The 20170-nt window shown below is 61.3% G+C and carries 20 protein-coding genes and 1 tRNA gene; 6 read left to right on the top strand and 15 right to left on the bottom strand.

Annotation, left to right across the window (positions count from 1 at the left end; translation table 11 throughout):
* Positions 1-171 precede the first annotated feature (171 nt).
* Genes K9B32_RS27185 through K9B32_RS27170 form a run of 4 tightly spaced genes read right to left on the bottom strand, consistent with a single transcriptional unit; the run spans position 172 to position 2662 of the window.
* Complete coding sequence (locus tag K9B32_RS27185; protein WP_224568146.1) at positions 172-960, bottom strand: rhomboid family intramembrane serine protease; 789 nt, start codon at positions 958-960, stop codon at positions 172-174.
* Between the two features lie 43 nt (positions 961-1003).
* Positions 1004-1582, bottom strand: a complete 579-nt coding sequence (locus K9B32_RS27180; RefSeq protein WP_007790737.1) for a cob(I)yrinic acid a,c-diamide adenosyltransferase — start codon at positions 1580-1582, stop codon at positions 1004-1006.
* A gap of 22 nt (positions 1583-1604) precedes the next feature.
* Positions 1605-1808, bottom strand: a complete 204-nt coding sequence (locus tag K9B32_RS27175) for a twin transmembrane helix small protein (RefSeq protein ID WP_007790735.1) — start codon at positions 1806-1808, stop codon at positions 1605-1607.
* Between the two features lie 20 nt (positions 1809-1828).
* Positions 1829-2662 (bottom strand): SDR family oxidoreductase, encoded by an 834-nt coding sequence (locus K9B32_RS27170; RefSeq protein WP_224568144.1) that lies wholly within the window; start codon positions 2660-2662, stop codon positions 1829-1831.
* A gap of 77 nt (positions 2663-2739) precedes the next feature.
* Here K9B32_RS27170 and K9B32_RS27165 point away from each other — a divergent pair, with 77 nt between their 5' ends.
* On the top strand, positions 2740-3654 hold the full coding sequence (locus K9B32_RS27165) for a YihY/virulence factor BrkB family protein (RefSeq protein WP_224568142.1): 915 nt from the start codon (positions 2740-2742) through the stop codon (positions 3652-3654).
* Here K9B32_RS27165 and gluQRS read toward each other — a convergent pair.
* A complete protein-coding gene (gluQRS, locus tag K9B32_RS27160) occupies positions 3619-4500 on the bottom strand; it encodes a tRNA glutamyl-Q(34) synthetase GluQRS (RefSeq protein ID WP_224568140.1) in 882 nt (293 codons plus the stop codon). The genes K9B32_RS27165 and gluQRS overlap by 36 nt on opposite strands.
* Between gluQRS and K9B32_RS27155 the strand changes: the two genes are divergently transcribed.
* Positions 4499-5185, top strand: a complete 687-nt coding sequence (locus tag K9B32_RS27155; RefSeq protein WP_224568138.1) for a DNA-3-methyladenine glycosylase family protein — start codon at positions 4499-4501, stop codon at positions 5183-5185. The two genes, gluQRS and K9B32_RS27155, sit on opposite strands and share 2 nt — an antisense overlap.
* 111 nt (positions 5186-5296) lie before the next feature.
* Positions 5297-5854, top strand: coding sequence for an HNH endonuclease (locus tag K9B32_RS27150; RefSeq protein WP_007790722.1), 558 nt, complete (start codon positions 5297-5299; stop codon positions 5852-5854).
* A gap of 21 nt (positions 5855-5875) precedes the next feature.
* Here K9B32_RS27150 and K9B32_RS27145 read toward each other — a convergent pair whose 3' ends face one another.
* The 3 genes from K9B32_RS27145 to K9B32_RS27135 all read right to left on the bottom strand — a co-directional run bounded on the left by K9B32_RS27145 (position 5876) and on the right by K9B32_RS27135 (position 8880).
* A complete protein-coding gene (locus K9B32_RS27145) occupies positions 5876-6388 on the bottom strand; it encodes a disulfide bond formation protein B (protein WP_224568136.1) in 513 nt (170 codons plus the stop codon).
* Between the two features lie 22 nt (positions 6389-6410).
* The gene (locus K9B32_RS27140; protein WP_007790716.1) at positions 6411-7007 is read right to left on the bottom strand and encodes a YqaA family protein; all 597 of its coding nucleotides are present in this window, start codon (positions 7005-7007) and stop codon (positions 6411-6413) included.
* 121 nt (positions 7008-7128) lie between these two features.
* Positions 7129-8880: a cation:proton antiporter gene (locus K9B32_RS27135; RefSeq protein ID WP_224568134.1), complete on the bottom strand. Its 1752-nt coding sequence runs from the start codon at positions 8878-8880 to the stop codon at positions 7129-7131.
* 273 nt (positions 8881-9153) lie between these two features.
* Between K9B32_RS27135 and K9B32_RS27130 the strand changes: the two genes are divergently transcribed.
* Positions 9154-10284, top strand: a complete 1131-nt coding sequence (locus tag K9B32_RS27130) for a glycosyltransferase family 39 protein (protein WP_224568132.1) — start codon at positions 9154-9156, stop codon at positions 10282-10284.
* A 67-nt stretch (positions 10285-10351) separates the two neighbouring features.
* Here the strand turns inward: K9B32_RS27130 and K9B32_RS27125 are convergent.
* Positions 10352-10436, bottom strand: a tRNA-Leu gene (locus K9B32_RS27125).
* A 120-nt stretch (positions 10437-10556) separates the two neighbouring features.
* On the bottom strand, positions 10557-11855 hold the full coding sequence (locus K9B32_RS27120; protein ID WP_224568130.1) for an MFS transporter: 1299 nt from the start codon (positions 11853-11855) through the stop codon (positions 10557-10559).
* Between the two features lie 124 nt (positions 11856-11979).
* On the opposite strand from K9B32_RS27120, the gene K9B32_RS27115 reads away from it, so the two are divergent.
* Positions 11980-12564 (top strand): TetR/AcrR family transcriptional regulator, encoded by a 585-nt coding sequence (locus K9B32_RS27115; protein WP_224568128.1) that lies wholly within the window; start codon positions 11980-11982, stop codon positions 12562-12564.
* Here K9B32_RS27115 and K9B32_RS27110 read toward each other — a convergent pair.
* Both K9B32_RS27110 and K9B32_RS27105 read right to left on the bottom strand, forming a co-directional pair.
* On the bottom strand, positions 12561-13355 hold the full coding sequence (locus K9B32_RS27110; RefSeq protein WP_224568127.1) for a class I SAM-dependent methyltransferase: 795 nt from the start codon (positions 13353-13355) through the stop codon (positions 12561-12563). The two genes, K9B32_RS27115 and K9B32_RS27110, sit on opposite strands and share 4 nt — an antisense overlap.
* 72 nt (positions 13356-13427) lie before the next feature.
* Positions 13428-14408, bottom strand: a complete 981-nt coding sequence (locus K9B32_RS27105; RefSeq protein ID WP_224568126.1) for an aldo/keto reductase — start codon at positions 14406-14408, stop codon at positions 13428-13430.
* A 183-nt stretch (positions 14409-14591) separates the two neighbouring features.
* Here K9B32_RS27105 and K9B32_RS27100 point away from each other — a divergent pair, with 183 nt between their 5' ends.
* Positions 14592-16220 (top strand): AMP-binding protein, encoded by a 1629-nt coding sequence (locus K9B32_RS27100; RefSeq protein ID WP_224568125.1) that lies wholly within the window; start codon positions 14592-14594, stop codon positions 16218-16220.
* 15 nt (positions 16221-16235) lie between these two features.
* Here K9B32_RS27100 and K9B32_RS27095 read toward each other — a convergent pair whose 3' ends face one another.
* From K9B32_RS27095 to K9B32_RS27085, 3 genes are all read right to left on the bottom strand, one after another.
* On the bottom strand, positions 16236-17525 hold the full coding sequence (locus K9B32_RS27095) for a GNAT family N-acetyltransferase (protein ID WP_224568124.1): 1290 nt from the start codon (positions 17523-17525) through the stop codon (positions 16236-16238).
* Between the two features lies 1 nt (position 17526).
* Complete coding sequence (locus K9B32_RS27090) at positions 17527-18939, bottom strand: lipopolysaccharide biosynthesis protein (protein WP_224568150.1); 1413 nt, start codon at positions 18937-18939, stop codon at positions 17527-17529.
* 109 nt (positions 18940-19048) lie between these two features.
* Positions 19049-20152 (bottom strand): D-alanine--D-alanine ligase family protein, encoded by a 1104-nt coding sequence (locus K9B32_RS27085; RefSeq protein ID WP_224568123.1) that lies wholly within the window; start codon positions 20150-20152, stop codon positions 19049-19051.
* Positions 20153-20170 lie beyond the last annotated feature (18 nt).

The raw sequence follows: 20170 nt of genomic DNA, 5'->3' as shown, positions 1-20170 counted from the left end.
GGGTCCTTCCTTCAACTCTTTCGCCAAGAAAATGCGCGTTTCGGCGCTGCTCCGATTGTCGAATGGCGACATGGATACGCGTTTTTCCTCCAAACACAACGCTTCCATTGACGCAGACAGGCAAATTGAGCTCGTCAATATATGACGTTTACGTTCACGTCAATATTGCGGTTATTCCCTGTTCCAGGGAAGGCGCGGGCGTAATTGCTGGCCGGGCGCCACGGCCATTGCCGGGTTAGCTGTTCGCCGGTCTCTGACGGCCCTCGGTGTAACGACTTCCCGATCGAATAGAGGGACGCCGCGGCGACGCATGAAAAGGACCAACAGGCCGCCAGCGAGGATGCCGCCAACATGGGCACCCCAGGAGATGCTGCCATCGGGTTCCAAGACCAGCATCACGAATTGCTGGCCGATCCAGAGAAGGAGCGGGACGAAGGCGGGCAACGGCAATGGCACGCGCATCAGCACGAGTACCCAGACCTTTACGCGAGGATGCAAGACGACGTAGGCCGTAACTACGCCCGAGATCGCACCGGAGGCGCCCACAAGCGGTGCTTCCGATGTCGTCCCCACGAGCCCATGAACGAGAGCGCCGGCCGCCGCGCAGAGCAGATAGAAGACAAGAAAGCGCAGGTGACCCATCGCGTCTTCGACATTGTCGCCGAAGACCCAAAGGAAGAGCATGTTGGGAGCCAGGTGCCAGAAACCCGAATGCACGAAGGAGTAGGTGATGTAGGTCAGCGGTTCCGGGATGAAGGCCAGCGCCGGCTCCAGACTCGCGTGGTGAAAGGCGACCGCGGGAATGTAACCGAGGCCGACAATCGTCGCCTGCGACACGGATTGGCTGGCGACAACCCCAGTGAATAGCCAAACCACGAGGTCCACCGCAATCAGCCCCATGGTGACCCATTGGACCTTGATATGCTTCAGCGTATTGGCATCGTGCAACGGTATGAACATGAAGCCTGCCCCCGGCGGTCGCGTCACGTGGTCGAGGGCGAGGCTACCTGTTTTTTCCCGGAACCCAAAGCACATCCGCATTGCCACGGTCATTGGCGTGACGGGCGGCGACGAAGAGGAAGTCCGAGACCCGATTGACATACTTCAATGCGGCGTCGCTGACGACCTCGCCATCCGTGCGGGCAAGTTCGACCATCAGCCGCTCCGCGCGACGTGCGATCGTGCGGGCGAGATGAAGATGAGCGGCAGCCGAGTGCCCGCCCGGCAACACGAAGGATTTCAAGGGCTGCAGGTCGGCGTTCAATTCGTCGATGTCGCTCTCGATGCGCGCGACCTGGCTATCGACAATGCGCAGCGGCTCGTGTGCCGGCGGCTTGCCATCGTCCGGCGTTGCAAGGTCGGCGCCAAGGTCGAAGAGGTCGTTCTGGATCAAAGTCAGCATCCTCTCCAGGACGGGCATGCCCTGCATGTGGAGCCGTGCCACGCCGATGGCGGAGTTGGCCTCGTCGATGGTGCCGTAGGCCTCGACGCGCAGATCGTATTTCAGACGGCGCGGCCCGGAAACGAGTGCGGTGGTGCCGTCGTCACCGGTCTTCGTGTAGATCTTGTTGAGCCTGACCATGCTTACCCCTCCATTTCCTGACTTAGCTAGGGCGGCCGCCACCGGTCAGCCAGAGCGTCAGCATGATCAGGAGCACGGCGATCGCCTGCAGTAGCACGCGCAGCTGCATCAGCTTGTTGGAGAGGTTCGGATTGCCGCCCTTCATCATGTTGAAAAGGCCACGAATCAGCACCAGGGCGACGATGCCCATGACGATGATCGCGAGAATGTAGGTGACCGTGGACATGCTGGCTTTGGCTTTCCTGATTAGTCCACCCAGCGCATCAGGCGGTAGAACAGGTCTGCAGGCAGCAGCCTCTTCAGCACCATACCCTGCTTGGCCGGCGTGGTTACGGGGTAATGTGGTTTCGGATTGTTCGAGTTCAATGCGTGCTTCAGCACGGCATAGACCGCGTCCGGACCGAGCTTATGTCGATTGGGGGGGGCCGATCCGTCAAGCCGTGCAAGCTGACGGCGGTAATCTGCCGCATGCACCGAGTTTTTCACGTCGATGTGCTCATTGATCTTTGCGAGCGCGTTTGCCGTAAAACGGGAGGCGATCGGACCCGGCTCGATCAGGCTTACGTGAATGCCACTGCCTTGCAGCTCCATGCGAAGGCTGATGCTCAGGCCTTCGAGAGCGAATTTGGAGGCGGTGTAGGCGCCGCGGAAACGATACGGCACGACGCCGAGGATCGACGAGCACTGAACGATCCGGCCCTGGCCGCGCTTGCGCATCAGCGGCACGATCTGACGCGTCAACTCATGCCAGCCGAAGACGTTCGTTTCGAATTGAGCGCGCAGGGCGTCCGTCGGAAGGTCCTCGACGGCGCCGGGCTGTCCGTAGGCACCGTTGTTGAACAGCGCGTCGATGCGTCCGCCGGTCAGCGCCGTCACATCGCGCACGAAATCCGAAATCGTGTCGATGCGCGTATAGTCCATGCGGAAGGCCTCGATGCCGTGGGCTTCCAGCGGCGCCAGATCATCGATTTTGCGCACCGTGGCAAAGACCCGCCAGCCATCGGCCTTCAGCGCTCGGGCGCAGTATGCGCCGATCCCGGAAGAGCATCCGGTCACGATGATGGTGCGCTGGTCCGACATGGAATGATTCCTGTACAAAATGGGAGTGGTTTCCCATATTCGAATGGGCGACACAACGACCAAAGCCGGGAGACCGAATGCCGAAGATAATGCGCATCTTCTATGATGTGGTCTACGATGCTATCTGCCACCTGATTGAAGACGACGGCTTCGCGATGGCAAGCCATGTCGCATTGTCTACACTACTGGCTGTCTTTCCGTTTCTCATTTTCGGCACGACGCTCGCGACCTTTCTGGGCGCTGACCAATTCTCAGACCGGGCGATACATCTGATCTTCGATACCTGGCCGGAGGCGATCGCCAAGCCGTTGGTCGACCAGGTAATCCAGGTCCTAACCGTGCCGCGCGGCGGACTGCTGACTGTGTCCGTCTTGGCGGCGGCTTACTTCGCCTCGAACGGGGTCGAGGCGCTGCGGACATCGCTTAACCGCGCCTACCGTGTTCAGGAAACGCGGCCATGGTACATCACCCGCCTTGCAAGTCTTGGTTATGTCATCATCGCCGTAATCATCTTCGCGGCCGTCAGCATCCTGCTTGTGGCCGTGCCGCTTGCCCTCGATTATGCGCGCCAGTGGCTCCCGCTCTTTGCCGATACGCTCGAAGTCGTCTTCAGCTGGCGCGTCTATGGAACGCTGTTCATGCTGACCGTCGGCCTCTTCGTCGTTCACCTGTGGCTGCCGGCCGGGCGACGCCGTGTGTTCGATGTCGTGCCGGGCGTGCTGGTGACGCTGTTGCTTTGGTTGGCGGGAGCCCTGATTTTCGCCTATTACCTGGCAACGTTCGCCAACTACACCGCGACCTATGCGGGTCTGGCATCGGTGATGATCGTTCTGATCTTTCTTTATATGGTCGGTGTCATCTTCATTATCGGCGCCGAGCTCAACGCCGCCCTCCTGAAGTTTCGCGTGCGCGCGATCTTCAAGAACAACTTCCTCGGCGGGAGGCAGAATAAGACGTCAAAGCCCCACAAGGCGGCGGATGTCGGTCGGTGAAAGGCCGCGCCCGCGGAGTTCGGCTAGTCCTGTGTCCCTTTCGCTCTTGGAAAGCTTGCGGCCGCCCGCATCGGTGATCAGTCGATGGTGGTGATAGACCGGCGCCGGCAAGCCGAGCAGGGTCTGGAGCAGTCGATGAACCGAAGTCGAATGAAAGAGATCGAGCCCGCGAACCACATGGGTAACTTCCTGCAGGGCGTCATCAAGGACGACCGAGAGATGGTAGCTCGACGGCGCATCCGACCGCGACAGGATGACATCTCCCCAGGCGCCGGGATTTGCGGCGATCAGGCCACGGTCGGCGTCTCCGGTTTCCTCCCAAGAAAGGGCCTCGCCCAATGCCTCCAAAGTCTTGCCCATATCGAGCCGCCAGGCGTGCTTGAGGCCCGATGCGAGCAGTTGCCGCCGGTCGACATCGGACCGCTCACGATCGTCCGGCGGATAGAGCGGCGAGCCGTCAGGGTCTCGCGGCCAGAGCTTACCATCTGCTTCGGCGGCTGCGACCAACGTCCTGGTCTCGCCCCGGGTCATGAATGCGGGGTAGGCGAGGCCGAGGTCGATCAACCGTTCAAGGGCTGATTGATATTCTGCGAAATGCTCCGACTGCCGCCGTACCGGTCGTTCCCAGTCTATGCCGAGCCATTCGAGGTCGGCGTAGATGCCCGCCTCCAATTCGGGTGTACAGCGCGTCAGATCGATGTCTTCTATGCGTAACAAGAAGCGTCCTCCGACCGATATCGCCATGTCTCGGTTCAGAAAGGCAGAGAGTGCGTGACCAAGATGAAGCGGGCCATTGGGGCTCGGCGCAAAACGAAAAACAGGCTTTTGACGAGGATTCGCGGTCATGCTTTCTTCTGCCATGGATTCGATAGGATCGCGAGGAAGCGTGTTGATCATTCGCAGCGATGATGATGTGAGGGAGGGGCTGGAGGACCTGCTTCGTCTTGATCCGCGGCTTGCAGCCATTGCGGCCGAGGCCGGCCCCCTCCCTTTGCGGTTGCGCGAACCGGGTTTCGAGGGTCTCGCGCACGTGATCGTCTCGCAAATGGTGTCGCGAGCCAGCGCCGAAGCGATCTGGAGACGGATGCGACCGGTCGAAGGCGTGCTGACGGCGGACAACTACGTGCTTCTCCATCCCGACGCGTGGCGCGAGTTCGGCCTCTCGCGCGCCAAGGCGGAAACGCTATCGCGCATTGCCGACGCGGTTGCCTCCGGGCGCCTCGATCTCCTCGCGCTCTCCGCCTTGCCTCCTGACGAAGCGCTGGCTGAGCTTACGGCTCTCAAGGGAATCGGTCCCTGGACCGCCGAGGTTTATTTAATGTTCTGCGGCGGCCACGCGGACGTCTTTCCCTCCGGCGACGTCGCCCTGCAGAACGCGGTGGCTGCGGCATTCGGTCTCGGCGCTCGCCCGCCTGCCCGCGAGCTGGCGTCGTTGGCCCGTGCGTGGTCGCCATGGCGGTCGGTCGCGGCAAGGCTTTTCTGGGCCTATTATGCCATCAAGCTCGGTCGCGGCATGTTGCCGATCGACTGAGCGACAGCGCTTTGCATCGCGGCATTGATGCCTGAATTTATTAGACTTCACAATGCCGTCACAACCGGCCTAATATAAGAGGGCAGATGCCGAATCGATCAGGAGAGTCCCTTGACGATTGCAGTTTCCCCACAGGCCCTGCCGGCGCTCGTCCTGAACGCTGACTACAGGCCCCTGAGTTATTACCCCTTGTCGCTTTGGTCCTGGCAGGACGCGATCAAGGCGGTATTTCTCGACCGTGTGAATATCATTGCAGAATACGAACATTCGGTATCGTCGCCGAGCTTTTCGATGCGGCTTCCAAGCGTCGTCTGCCTCAAGACCTATGTCCAGCCTTCCCGCAATCCGGCCTTTACCCGCTTCAACGTGTTCCTGCGCGACAAGTTCGAATGCCAATATTGCGGCGAGCATGACGACCTGACCTTCGACCATGTCATCCCGCGTGCCCATGGCGGGGAGACGACGTGGCAAAATGTCGTTGCGGCCTGCTCCCCCTGCAATCTCAGAAAAGGCAGCAAGCTGCCGAAACAGGCTGGCATGTTCCCGAATCAGAAGCCTTACCAGCCGACGGTACAGGATCTGCACAACAACGGCCGGCTCTTCCCGCCAAACTACCTGCATGACAGCTGGCTCGACTATCTCTACTGGGACAGCGAACTGCAGCCCTGATCAGTCTCCCATCCGTCAGGCTCAGGCCGTCTTGCGGACGCCGATAAAGGCGAAGGCCGCCAGGATGAGGCTCGCAACCACGTTCCAGCCTGCGAAGGACAGGCCGAGGACGCGTAGCGCGGCGTCGGTGCAGGACGGACCCTTGATGCTGTTCAATTCACCCAATAGGTCGCCGGCGTTCTGTGTCATGCTGCCCGCCGTCGTGGAGCAGGTTGCCGGCCCTTGCCAGAACTGCCACTCGACACCGGCATGATAGACGCCCATGCCGGCGCCGACGATCATCAGGATGCCGGCGGCGAGCAGAAATGCGCGGCCGATCCAGCTGGGAAGACCGACTGCAGAAGCAATCGCGCCAAGGATCGCGATCGGAATGCCGTAGTAATAGGGCTGCCGCTGCAGCAGGCAAAGCGCACAGGGAATGTAGCCGCCAAGATACTGAAAGCCGAGCGCGGTGCCGACAACCACCGCCATGCCGAGCGCGAGCACCATCGAGTAGCCGACGACCGGGCGAGCAAGCGAAAACGAGGCAGGCATGAACGGACTCCGCGCAAATGGCTCAGTGGGCAAGTAATTTATAGGCGATCCCGAGGGCAATGGCGACGGCGGCAACAACGCCCGCAACCTGCCCGAGGCGCTTTTCGATGAAGTGGCGGATCGGCTCGCCGTAGCGGCGCAGCAGCCACGCGAGGAAGAAGAAGCGCGCGCCGCGTGCGACGATCGCCGAGATGATAAAGAAGCCGAGATTCATGTGAATGACGCCGGCGAGGATCGTCACGACTTTGATCGGCGGTAGATGCGCCAAGCCTGAGGTCACCAGCAGCAGCAGCAGGATTTCCCACTCGTCGTGGATATAGAGTCGCAGCTGCTCGAAGGCGTCGAGCTTTCCGTAAAATTCTAGAACCGGACGGGCGATTGCGTCATAAGCGTAGTAGCCGAGCATCCAGCCGGCGATGCCGCCGAGGACGGAGGCGGCGGTCGCGACCAGCGCGTAGCGATAGGCGCGCTCCGGCTTAGCGAGCGCCATCGGCAGGTAAAGAACGTCGGCAGGAACCAGGAAGACAGAGCTTTCGACGAAGGCGATAACGGCGAGCCAGACTTCGGCCGATTTCCGAGCTGCGAGAGACATAGTCCAGTCGTAGAGTCTGCGGAGCATTCCAATCCTTTCGCTTCGAGCGCATGACCTTTATGGGGCGTCGGTGCGGCTGTAAATGCTTGCTGTGTCGTTCGTAGGGTGACGTGCCAAAAAATCTTCGTGATCGCACTGAGCACGGAGCTCACGAATCGACGCGGGAGGGCTGATCGTGCTTCTGCCGCATGACGTTCATTTCCGTTCGTTCGCGTGCCATTTCGCTGACGGCCTGGCGCAAAACGGGATGCTTTGCCGTGAACATGTTGAAATCGCGCCTTTCCAGCACAAAGAACTGGCAGAAATCCACGGCGACGACGTCTGCGGTGCGGCGACCGCCGCTGAGCAGCGCCATCTCGCCAAAGAACGCGCCAGGGTCCAGTCGGATCGGCTCACCCGGCAGCTGAACTTCCACCGCGCCCGACGACAGGAAGTACATACCATCGCCTCGGTCGCCCTTGCGCATCACGCGCTCGCCGGGCAAGGCCGATTTCGGCCGAAAGAGGAGCAGCAATTCCTCCTGCGAATCCTCGTCTACTTTGGCAAAGAGTGGAAAGGTTTCGATAAGCTCCTGCATCTCGAGCTGATGCTTGTGCTCGCGGGCTTCGTTGCTCGCTCGGATCTTTTCAAGTTCGCGGCCGAGTGCCTCATGCCGACGGCGGCCGAAGTGATTGCTGAGCGCCGGCCATCTGGCGTGGACTTGGGTGTGCAGCGCTTCGGCGCCCCTGCAGACGAGCGGATTGAGCGTGATCGAAATAATGGCGGACGCGAGGATGATGTCCTGCCCGTCATTCGGCAGCAATCCGAGAGAAACGCCGAGACTAGCAAGAATAAACGAGAATTCACCGATCTGCGCCAGTCCGCCTGATACGGTCAACGCCATTCCGATCGGATAGCGAAGCATGACCACGATGAGGAAGGAGATGATGGTCTTGCCGATGATGATCAGCGCCAGGGCGCTGATCACGGCCATCGGCTGGCGCACCAGGATCGAAGGATCAAACAGCATGCCGACCGATACGAAGAACAGCACCGAGAAGGCGTTCTGAAGCGGCAGCGAATCGGCAGCGGCTCGATGGCTGAGGTTGGATTCGCTCATGACCACGCCGGCGAAAAAAGCACCGAGCGCGAATGAAACGCCGAAGATTTGCGCGGAACCGAAGGCGATGCCAAGGGCTATGGCAAGGACTGCTAGCGTGAAGAGTTCGCGAGAACCCGTTCGTGCCACCAGCGTCAGAAGCCAAGGGACGATCTTCGGGCCGAGAAAGATCGCCATGACCGCAAAAGCGCCGACTTTCAGCAGCGTCAGTGCAATCGTCAGCGGAAGAGGCAGCCCCGCACTTTGTGCAAGGCTGCCGCTGTCGGCATGGCCGCCGAGCAATTCGGCGACGGCGGGCAGAAGCACCAATGCCAGAACCGTGGCAAGGTCTTCGACGATCAGCCAACCAACGGCAACGCGACCGCTGGCCGAGTTGAGCAGATTTCGCTCCTCCAAGGCCTTCAGCAGCACAACCGTGCTTGCCACCGACAGGCTGAGGCCGAAGACGATCCCCGCGCCCAGGCCCCAACCCCACCATTTGACGAGCACGACACCGAGCAGCGTAACGATAACGATGCGGGCGATTGCGCCCGGCACGGCGATGCCGCGTACCGCGAGGAGATCGGCAGTGGAAAAATGTAAGCCAACGCCGAACATCAGCAGGATGACGCCCATTTCTGCCAATTGACTGGCCAGCCCGGCGTCGGCGACGAAGCCGGGCGTCATCGGCCCCATAACGATACCGGCCAACAAGTATCCGACAAGCGGCGGCAGACGCACTCGATCGGCGATATAGCCGAGTATCGCCGCACAGACGAAACTCACAGCAACTGTGGCAATAAGCGATACTTCCTGATGCACGCGCGCACTTTCCCTCTTGGCGGGCGCAGTTTGGCCGAAACGCCCGAGAAATTAAACAGTTGATTTGCCACGTCCGACCAATTGCTGGGTAGAGCGCAAGTGAGGCAGCAATGTTGTGAGCGCTGGTGGCGCAGGCGTTGCAGTGAGGCAACACACTTCGTCGGAACGGCGCTGGCAAGTGCCTGAAATGGCGGGTGAACCGCTGTACAGTCTATCAGAAGAATTGCATGTTCCTGTCAGTGAAGATTCGATCAAGCCGATCGTGGGGCCGAATTGACTGATACTGCTGATGGTTCATACGTTTCCGCGCCACGCGCTGCGCGGCTGGACGCGCTTCTGCCTGTCCTACTATTGGCGACGTACTTCACGGCAAGCTTTGCCCTTAGGCTCCTTCGCGGCGGCGATCTCGGGTCCGACGAGGCAGAACAGATCAGACTCGCGCATGCCTTGCAACTGGGATACGGCGATCAGCCGCCCCTCTACAACTGGCTGTTCTACTGTTTTGGCAAGGTCTTCGGCGTGTCGGTCGACACACTCGCCTTCTTGAAAAATGCCACGCTGCTGGTGAGCTGCATCTTTCTCGGCCTGGCGGCCCGCAAAGTGGTGGGGGCGCGCGACACTGCTTGGATCGCCGTCCTCGGCCTGCTCAGCCTGCCCGCGATCTTTCTGCTCTCGCAGCGGGATTTGACTCATAGCGTTGGCACCTTCGCTGCCGTTGCATTCTTCCTGTACGTGCTGGCGCTAATGGCGGAACGGCCGTCAACCGGCAACTATGCGCTTCTCGGGACGGCTGCCGGTGTTGGATTCCTTGCGAAGTACAACTTTGCGATCATCCCCGTCGCGACCGTCGTCGCGCTCCTACTTGAACCCGGTATGCGGCGATTGATCCTCAACTGGCGGCTGGCGGTGACCATCGCGATTGGTCTCGCCGTGGCCGGGCCACATGTCTACTGGGTTATGACCCATCTCGATGCGGCAACCGGCGACACGCTGACGAAGATGCGGGGAGTTGCAAGCCATGAGGCTCCCGTTCAACTGGTGGCCGCGTGGCAGTTGCTGGCATCGATTGTCAAATGCTCTGCGTTGACGCTGGCTATCCTTGCCGTCGTCTATCGTGGTCATATCCGCACGATCTTAGCCGCGAGCAGCGAATGGACGCGGGTGATCGGCCGTATGCTTCTCATCAGCATGTTTCTGGTCTTCGTAATCATGCTTGCCGTCGATGCGACGATGATGCGTCCGAAGTGGATCTCAATCTTCTTCGTGGCTTTCCCGCTCTATCTGGCATTTAAGGTCGATGCGGCAGGCGTTCAGGTTCCTGGTGCAACCGGGAAGCTAATGGCGCTTGTGGGGGCTGTGATTTTTATCTCCCTCGGCGTCGTTTTCGCTGAGAGTTTCCACTGAAGCCTGCCACGCCTCCGGCCGAAAAGCACGGGAGCGGATCGCACGATGACACTTTCGGGGATGTCGGTGGTGCCCCATGCCGGGGTCGAACCAGCACTTCTTTCGAAACTCGATTTTGAGTCGAGCGCGTCTACCAATTCCGCCAATGGGGCAACGGATACCGACGAGGCGGCTGTCTAGCATGCGTTCGCCCGCGCGCGCAAGACGGCGGGCGAAGTTCTCGACTTGATTTATTGGAGTTTCCGGCCTGCCACCTGCGGCCGGAAACAGCATCAATGCGCGCCAGCGGCGGCGGGCTGGTGGAGACCCGACTTCTTCAACGTGATCGCAAGGATCGAGGCGAGCAGGCAGAAGGCGCCGGCGATGAAGAAGGCGGGCAGATAGCTCTGCAGTTCGGTGCGCGACCAGCCGGCGCCGTAGGCGGCGGTTGCCGCTCCCAGCTGATGTCCGGCGAAGACCCAGCCGAAGACGAGGCCAGCCTTTTCGCGGCCGAAGCGGTCGGCGGCGATCTTGACCGTGGGTGGAACGGTGGCGATCCAGTCGAGGCCGTAGAAGACAGCAAAAATCGACAGGCCGTAGAAGCTGAAATCGCTGAAGGGCAGGAAGAGCAGCGAGAGGCCCCGCAGACCGTAGTACCAGAAGAGCAGCCAGCGATTGTCGAAGCGGTCGGAGAGCCAGCCGGAACCGATGGTACCGAAGAAATCGAAGATGCCCATGACGGCGAGGACGCTCGCGGCAGCGACCGGCACGATGCCGAAGTCACCGCAAAGCGTGACGAAATGCGTCTGGATCAGGCCGTTGGTGCTGAGGCCGCAGATGAAGAAGGTGGCAAAGAGAATCCAGAAGGTCGACGTGCCGGAGATTTCCTTGAGAACCGTCATCGGAGTTGCCAGCATCGCCAGCAGGCCGGACTGCGTCGGCGGCGGCTGGGTGACGTGTTCTTCACCGAAGGCGGGCAGGTTGAGGTCCGAGGGGCGGTCGCGCATGAAGGCCAGCACGATGAGGGCGGCGAACATGATCATGCCGCAGACCAGAAAGACCGTTGCGCGCCAGCCGTAGCGCTCCGTCAGCTCGGCCATCAGCGGCAGGAAGACCAGCTGCCCGGTCGCCGAGCTTGCCGACAGCATGCCGACCACGAGGCCGCGATGCTTGGTGAACCAGCGGGCAGATACGGTTGCTGCGAGCACCATTGCGGTCAGTCCCGTGCCGAAGCCAACGACGACGCCCCAGAGCAGAAGCAGCTGCCAGAGCTCAGTCATGAAGAGCGAGCCGACGAAGCCACCGCCGATCAGGGCCATGGCGAAGACGATGACCTTACGGATGCCGAAGTAGTTCATGAAGGCGGCGGAGAACGGTCCCATGAGGCCGAACAGGATCAGGCGGACGGCGAGTGCGGAGGATATCTGCGAGGTCTCCCAGCCGAACTCGTCCTGAAGCGGCTTGATGAGGACGCCGGGGGCGCCCATCGCGCCGGCGGTCACCAGCATGGTGAGGAAGGTTGCCGCGACAACCACCCATCCATAGTGGATGTTGCGTCGCGCCAGCGATGAGGCAAGTGCAGTCGATACCATGTGGCCGTCCCGTCTTGAGGTTGTCGGAGACTATCGGAAGCTTTTAGATGATGGTCATCATAATTGTTGCGTATTGATGATGGACGTCATATAAATTGTCAAGCTGCTAATTGCGGAGAAGCGAATGCGGGTCAGCCGAGAGAAATTTGCCGAAAATCGCGAGAAGATCCTGCAGGTCGCAGGCGTGCTGTTTCGCGAAAAGGGCTTCGACGGCATCGGCGTCGCCGAGATCATGAAGGCCGCCGGAATGACGCATGGCGGGTTCTACGGTCATTTCGATTCCAAGGAAGAGCTGGCGCTGGAAGTGAGCCGCACGCTGATCGAGAAGGTGAAGATCCGCTGGAATGAGATCATCACTTCGGCGCCGGGGCGGCCGCTCGATGCGCTGCTCAATCACTATTTGTCGCGTTGCAGTGTCGACGATCCGGGCGGCAGCTGCGTCTTCGCCTCGCTTGCCCAAGAGGTTAGCCGCAGCCGCGGGGCGGTGCGCGAAACCTTCAACGATGGGCTTTCAATGCTCGTCGACGTTCTGTCTGAGATCGTTCCCGGCGAGACCTCGGAGGAGCGACGCGAGAGGGGGTTTGCGACGCTTTCCGCGATGATGGGGGCGGTGATTCTGGCGCGCGCCGTCGAGAGCCGCGAACTCTCCGATAGCTTTCTTAATACGACGCGCGACGCACTTTCCCTTGCAAACAGGACCGACGCTTAGCCTCGGCGCGCGATCAGACCGCCGATTTCCACCACCTCCGCGAACGTGCCCTCGGGCGAAAGTTTGAGAAGGGTGGCGCGAAGTTCGGTCTCGAAGGCTGCAGTCCTTTCGCCGAGCGCCTGTGGCGACGTCACCGAGGTCGAGAAGGCCCGGCCAACGATATCGTCGAGGCTGAGCCTGCGTTCCCTGACAACGGAAATTCGTTCCAGATCATTAAAGGTGGAACGGAGCAGGATGCTTTCGTGCTCGATCCAATCCGGTCCCTTTCGCCGTTCGCGATCGGCATTGCGCTCCGGCGCGAAGGTTTCTGCCAGCGTATTGACGGCCTGCCGCCAGTCCGGCGTCGAGGAGATGTGACGGTCGCCGAACAAGACGACACAGCCGTCGGCAACGATGATCTCGTCGAGAGCCTTTAGCGTCGCCGGGCGGTCCATCCAATGAAACGAACGTCCCATGACCGTCAGCTTGAGGGGCGCGAAACGCGAATCGAGATCGTAGGAAGAGCCCTTGATGAAGGTGACATCGACACCGGCGGCGGTTGCATCGGTGCGCGCCGCATCCAGCATTTCCGGTTCGGGATCGAGGCCGGTCACCGCGGCTTTGGCAAGTCGCGCGAAGGCGATGCCGAGTTGACCGGGGCCGCAGCCGAGGTCAAGCACGCGCTCGCCGACTGCGAGTCCGGCATGGGCCGCGACCCGCTCGATGAGTTCATCCGGATAAGGAACGCGATAGCGCGTGTAGTAGGCGGCCGTGGACTGAAAGCGGCGCGCCTCGAAGGGAATGGTCGTCATGGCAATATCCTTGAGCGGAACGGCCGGTCGCCGGCTCAACACAAGCGACCGGGCATTCTCCAAACGATCTCGTTATTTGAAGCCTTCGACCCTGTGAGGAACGTAAGGTTCTTCCAGCGCCGCAATGTCCTCGGTCGTCAGCTCGACGGACAAGGCGGCAACCGCGTCGGCCAGATGATCGGCTTTCGACGCGCCGATGATCGGCGCCGTAACAGCACCTTTCTGCAGGATCCAGGCGGTAGCGATCTGAGCGCGGGAGACGCCATGTTTCTCGGCCAGCTTGCCGACGATGCCAATGATGGCGCGATCGGCCTCTTCCGCCTGCTTGTAGAGTGTCTTGCCGAATTCGTCGGTCTCGCTGCGGACGGTCTTCTCATCCCAGTCGCGCGTCAGCCGGCCGCGGGCGAGCGGGCTCCACGGGATCACCGCGATCTTCTGATCCTGGCAGAAGGGCAGCATTTCGCGTTCCTCCTCGCGGTAGAGCAGGTTCAGGTGGTCCTGCATGCTGACGAAGGACGCCCAGCCGTTGGCGCGCGAGGTGTAGAGCATCTTGGCAAATTGCCAGGCATACATGGAGGAGGCGCCGATATGGCGCGCCTTGCCGGCCTTCACGACATCATGCAGGGCTTCCAGCGTTTCCTCGATCGGCGTCGTGTGATCGAAACGATGGATCTGATAGAGGTCGACATAGTCGGTGCCGAGGCGACGCAAGCTATTGTCGATCTCGTCAAAGATGGCTTTCCGTGAGAGGCCGGCGCCGTTCGGGCCGGGTCGCATGCGATTGAAAACCTTGGTCGCGAGCACGATGTCGTCCCGCCTGGAGAAGTCCCTTATCGCCCTGCCGACGATCTCCTCCGAGGAGCCATCCGAATAGGTATTGGCGGTGTCGAGAAAGTTGATGCCGAGGTCGAGCGCCTGCTTGATCAGTGCACGGCTGTCTTCTTCACCGAGCGTCCAGCTGTGGTTGCCGCGGCCGGGCTCGCCGAAGGTCATGCAGCCCAGGCAGATTTTCGACACTTCCAGCCCTGTGCCGCCAAATTTGACGTAGTCCATGAAATTGCTCCAAACATTAGATCGCTACCCAGCGCGTCCTTTGATCTAGCGCGGCAAGCGCGAAAGTGTCGGCCACTCACACAAAAGTTTTGTGACCGATCCAAAGACGTCCGGCAGGTCTCGCGCTTGCGTAGGCCGGGTTCTGGGTGTTAGCTGCTGCAGCATTTGACTGGATTTCTGCCGATGAGACTGCCGCAGCGCGATCGCTACGAAGACCTTTACCGCGATTTTGAGTGGGACATACCGCAGGATTTCAATATCGGCCGTGCGGTCAGCGACGACTGGGCCGCGCGGGCGCCGGGTCGCGTGTGCCTCGAGCATTTCAGCCCTGGTGGCAGTCATCTTTCCATGACCTACCGGGAGCTGGCAGATCGATCGTCATCGCTCGCCAATGCGCTTGTGTCACTGGGGTTGAAGAAGGGCGATCGGGTCGCGCTGCTGCTGCCGCAGTCTTTCGAGACGGTCGTCGCGCATGTCGCGATCTACAAGATGGGCGCGATCGCATTGCCGCTGGCTTTGCTCTTCGGCGTCGAAGCCTTGGAGTACCGGCTGCGCACGGCGGGTGCTTCCGGCGTCATCACCAATGCATTCGGACTTGAGCGCATCAGCCTGATCCGGGAACGACTGCCTGACTTGGCCGAGGTCATCAGTGTTGACGGCGATGAGCCCGGCGCACGATCCTTCGCGGCGCTGGTGGAAGGCCATCCGCCAGTCTTCGAGGTCGCGAAGACCGCGCCACATGATCCGGCATTGATGATCTTCACGTCGGGAACGACAGGTCCGCCGAAGGGAGCCCTTCACGGCCACCAGGTGCTTGCCGGACATATACCGGGGATGCAGCTTGCCCATGAGGGCTTCCCGCAGCCGGGCGACAAGGTCTGGACGCCATCCGACTGGGCCTGGGCTGGCGGCTTGCTGAATGCGCTCCTGCCCAGCCTGCTGCTCGGCGTTCCCGTCGTCTCGTCGCCGGCGCAGAAGTTCGATGCTGACATGGCTTATCGCATCATGGCCGAGATGAGGGTGCGCAACGGCTTCATCCCACCGACGGCACTCCGGCTACTGAAGTCGGTGCCCGATCCGCGCTCGAAGTACGACCTCGTGCTGCGCACGATCGGCTCGGCGGGCGAGTCGCTCGGCGGCGAAACGCTGGAATGGGCCAAACGCACGCTCGGGATCACCGTCAACGAGTTCTACGGCCAGACGGAGTGCAATTTCGTGCTCTCGTCGAATGCCGCAATCGGTGTCAGCCGTCCCGGTGCGATCGGTCGGCCGGTGCCGGGGCATTGCGTCGCGATTATCAGCGAAACAGGCGAAGAGCTGCCGGCTGGCGAAGCGGGGCAGATCGCGATCCGTCGGCCGGATCCGGTGATGTTCCTCGGCTATTGGAACGATGGCGCGGCGACCGAACGGAAGTTTGTCGGGGACTGGCTGCTGACGGGCGATATCGGGCGCCAGGATACGGACGGCTATGTCACCTTCTTCGGGCGGGACGACGATGTCATCACGTCCTCAGGTTATCGCATCGGACCGGCGGAAATCGAGGATTGTCTTATCGGCCATCCGGCTGTGCAACTCGCTGCCGCCGTTGGTAAGCCCGATCCCGTGCGCACCGAGATCGTCAAGGCCTATGTCGTACTGGCGCCGGGCTTCGAGCCAAGTGGCCGATTGGCCTCCGATATCAGGGAGTGGGTGAAGATGCGGCTCTCGATGCATGAGTATCCGCGCGAGGTGGAATTCGTCTCGGAACTGCCACTGACGACGACAGGCAAGGTGATCCGCCGCATACTTCGCGAGCGCGCCAGTGCTAGCTGAGACCGTTTGGCGTGACTACTGAGGAGACTTGCCGCGCCTGGCAAGCGACATGATCTTCTGGCGCAGCATCTTCGCAACATTGCGGGTGCTGCTGTACATATGAAGTTGCGCTGCCACCTGGCGAACGTCGCGGTCACCGTTCTGGTGAAGCCCGATCACCATGGTGCCCATGTCCTCCCGCTCCTGCCAGAAGCGGTTGATCATCGGATGATCGGGAATAGCGCAGGAGTCGGAGCGCACGATGTTAGCGTCGTCGAGGTGCCATTCCGTCAACTCGCCCATCAGCAGCTTGCCTGGCGAATAGCGCGCGTAGGCTTCGTCGTAGGCCGTCTTCCACGTATAAGCCTCGCTGCCCATCATCAAGACCACCATCGAGGCGAGCGCCTTGCCGTTGAGGTCGATCGTGTGGATACGCACCGCATCGACCGCTGCGAGATTGGAAACGGCCTCGCGGGCAAAGGCGGTGTGGTAGCGGTCGGTGACCAGGGCGGTGCGCTTCTTGCCCTTCCAGCCGCCTGCTTCAAGCGCGAGAAATTCCTCGAAGCGCATGTGGATGTCACGGGGCTGGCGGGCGACGCTGTAGACCACTGGGCCCTGCTCCTCGAGCAGACGCCATTGCCGGCGCATCTCCTTCAGATGCGATGAAGAAATCGCATCGCGCAGATAGGTGGCTGCGTCCTCGTCGCTCTGCAGCATGGCACGTTGATAGGGATTCGCTATGGTGATCGGCAGGTTGCGGCTGATGGCGACTGCCCTTGCCATGCGCGCAAAGATGCCCTTCAGCCTGACATCCGGCAGCACGAGGATTGGCGGCAGGCGCAGGTCGCGATGGGTCAGACCGTCATAGAGATTGTCCAGCGTCTCGCCTGCATCCTCGGCATCGATGAGTGGCGTGCCGAGCGGCGCAAAGCTGTTCGACCAGACACGCACGATCGAGGGGCCGACGGCGAAGCCGGGCTTTTCCACGGAGAACGGCATCAGGAAGCGCATCCGGCTTCGCGTGTCGCTCTGGTCCCGCAATAGGGCGAAGTTCACCTGTCTGTCGTCCAGCCTCGGCATGGCCGGCGCGAGAAAGCGCCCAGTGAAGAAGACATTCGGCTCCAGCGCGCGGTTGGACAGGAAATCAAGCTCTTCCTGCAACTCGTAGCCCAGCTTGCCGGAGTACAGGCAGAGCTCGCGGCCCGTGCGGCCGACTTCCACGCGGGCATCCGCCTGCGGCCTGTCGAAATCGAGAGCTGCGAGCTCGTGAACCATGCGGTTCGTTGTAAGATCGGTCGTTTCGCTGGCTGGGGGATTGCGCACCATTCTATCGGGCTTCCATGTCTGTTTTGGCCGGAGGCGTGGCAAGTGCGAAGAGCGCGATGCCAAGCGCGCGCCGGACGGCAAAATGCAGGAGGATGGCTTCCACGCCCATGGCCGAGGCCGTGGCGATGGCGGCGCCCTTGATACCCAGTCCGGGAATGAGGAGCACGTTGAGGCTGATATTCGCGATCAGGGCTCCGGCATAGAGCAGAACGCAGATGTTCTGCTTGCCGGCCATCATCAGCAGCGTTTCTGCCGGTCCGACCAGCGCCTTGGCGAGAATACCGGCCAGCAGGATCGCCATCACGACATAGCCGGCCGTGAAAGCGCCGCCAAACAGGGAGAGCAGAAAGTGACCGGTGGCGACGACGGCAAGGCCGATGGCCAGCGCAGGCCAGAACGTCCACCTGGCGGCGTCGATGGCGGCGGCCGCGAGCTGCTGGCGTGTCCCCCCGGCGATGAGGCTTGAGAAGCGTGGACCGGATGCCGCCTTTACCGAAAAATTGATAAAGTGGACCAGCGCCATGGTCTTGGCGGCGGCAAAGTAGATGGCGACGTCGTGTGGTTCGAGAAAGATGCCGACCACGACGACGTCCGAATTGGTCAGGAGGAAGCTGACACCCTCGATGAGGAAGATCGGGAAGGCGACGCCAAGCCAGCCGAGAAAATCGACGTCGCGCGGACCTTCCTGGTAGTGCCGACGCAGGCGCAGGAGGGTTGCCACGTATTGCCCGACGGCGGTGACATAGGTAGCCGCGAGCGCGGCTTGCATCGCCGTCACCGCCGTATGCGGGGCGCCGAGGCCGATCGCGGTCAGCATGAAGAGGATGATGAGGATCGGCCGGACGATGTAAGCGGGGCTCAACGCCATGACCGGCCAGTGATTGGCGCGCGACGTGCCTTCCAGAATATCGCCGAGGGCGATCATCGGCATGGCGATCAGTCCGAGGAAGATCGGCACGACGTAGTAGTTCTCGATCCTGTCGCGGAAGACTTGCAGGGCGATCATGCCGATGGCAAGCGCGGCCGTGCCGGAAAGCAATCCGAAAATGCGGGCGGTGCCCGTCAGTCCGCGGATCTTCTCAAGAGCGCCTGCTGCCTTGTATTGCGGCAGGAAGCGGACGATGGCGGTGTGGAAGCCGAGGCAGGAGAGATCGCCGAAGAGGACGATCAGCACCCAGACGAATACAAAGATTCCGTACTCGTATTCGCCCATCAGGCGCGCCAGGACGATCTGCGACAGAAAGGCGAGGGCGGCGCTGGCAATGCGGATAGAGAAGGCGATCAGCGCCATGCGCTGGGCGGCGGCCTTCTCGCCGCGCGCGGTGAGAACGTCAGCGAGGGAGCGCAGCATACGACTCCCCGCCGGGCGCAGACCCGCAGGCAGCATCTTTTCCGCCGTCTCAATGACTGCCATCACAAACACGCAAAACTCTTCAGGCAAATCCTAGCGGAAGTCTTGCCAGAACAGCGTTAAGAAACGGTTGTGACAGCGTCATTCGGCCGAACCGCTGGAGCCGCTGATATCAGCGATCTGGCCGGGAAAGCGCACGTTCGATCAACCGGTCGAGAACCTCGGCATAGCTGACGCCGCTCGCCGCCATGGCCTTGGCATACATGCTGATATTGGTGAAGCCAGGTATGGTGTTGAGTTCGTTGACGACGAAGGACATGTCGGGCGTTAGAAAGAAATCAACCCTCGCCATTCCATCGCAGCCGAGCGCCTTGAAAGCACTGGCGGCGGTGCGGCGCAGTTCGCCCTCGATCTCTTTCGGCAGTTGTGCTGGGACCCTGAGCGCTGCGCCGTTCTCGTCGATATATTTGGCCTCGTAGCTGTAAAAGCCGTGGGCTTCGGCTGGCGCTATCTCGCCCGGCAGTGACACGAAGAGCGAGCCATCGGCATGTTCCAGCACACTGAATTCGATCTCGCGGCCGGCGATGAATTCCTCGGCGAGCAGCTTGTTGTCGTGCCGGAAGCCTTCGACCAAGGCGGCTGCGAAGCTTTCGGCTCCCGTTACCTTGCTGACGCCGACGGAGGAGCCCTGGCGCGCTGGCTTGATGAACAGCGGTAGACCGAGTTCCTTTACGACATCGTCGAAGGACGGCTGCGCGTCTTCTTCGATGCAGACGGCCTTCGCCACTGGCACACCGGCCTCCTTCAGCAGGCGTTTGGCGATGTCCTTGTCGATGGCGGTTGCCGAGCCGAGGATGCCACAGCCGGCGAGTGGTATGCGGGCGACAGCGGCCAGCCCCTGGACCGACCCATCTTCTCCGTGCATGCCGTGCAGGACCGGAAACAGGATATCGATCGGTGGCACTTCGTAAGGGGCTGCATTCTGAGGAATGGCGAGCAAGCGACCGCGACCGCCGGGCAGCAGTGCGAGTTCCGGGGCGTCGCTAGCAATCGCCGCGGTCGCCAGTTCCGTCTGCCGTGCCGTCAGCATCCACTGACCTTCCTTCGTCACGAAGACGGGAAGAACGTCGTAGCGGTCGGGATCGAGGGCATTGACGACATTGGTTGCCGACAGGATCGAGACATCATGTTCGGGCGAGCGCCCGCCGAACAGGACAGCTACCCGCAAGCGCGAGGATGGGGGCCGGTCACTTTCGACAGAACGCGTGGTCGCCATGATGATCGTTCCCTGTTG

The sequence above is a fragment of the Rhizobium sp. 3T7 genome (genome assembly GCF_020166565.1).
GTDB lineage: Bacteria > Pseudomonadota > Alphaproteobacteria > Rhizobiales > Rhizobiaceae > Rhizobium.
Note: the sequence above shows the minus strand (reverse complement) of the source record. Positions and strands in the feature narration are given on the sequence as shown.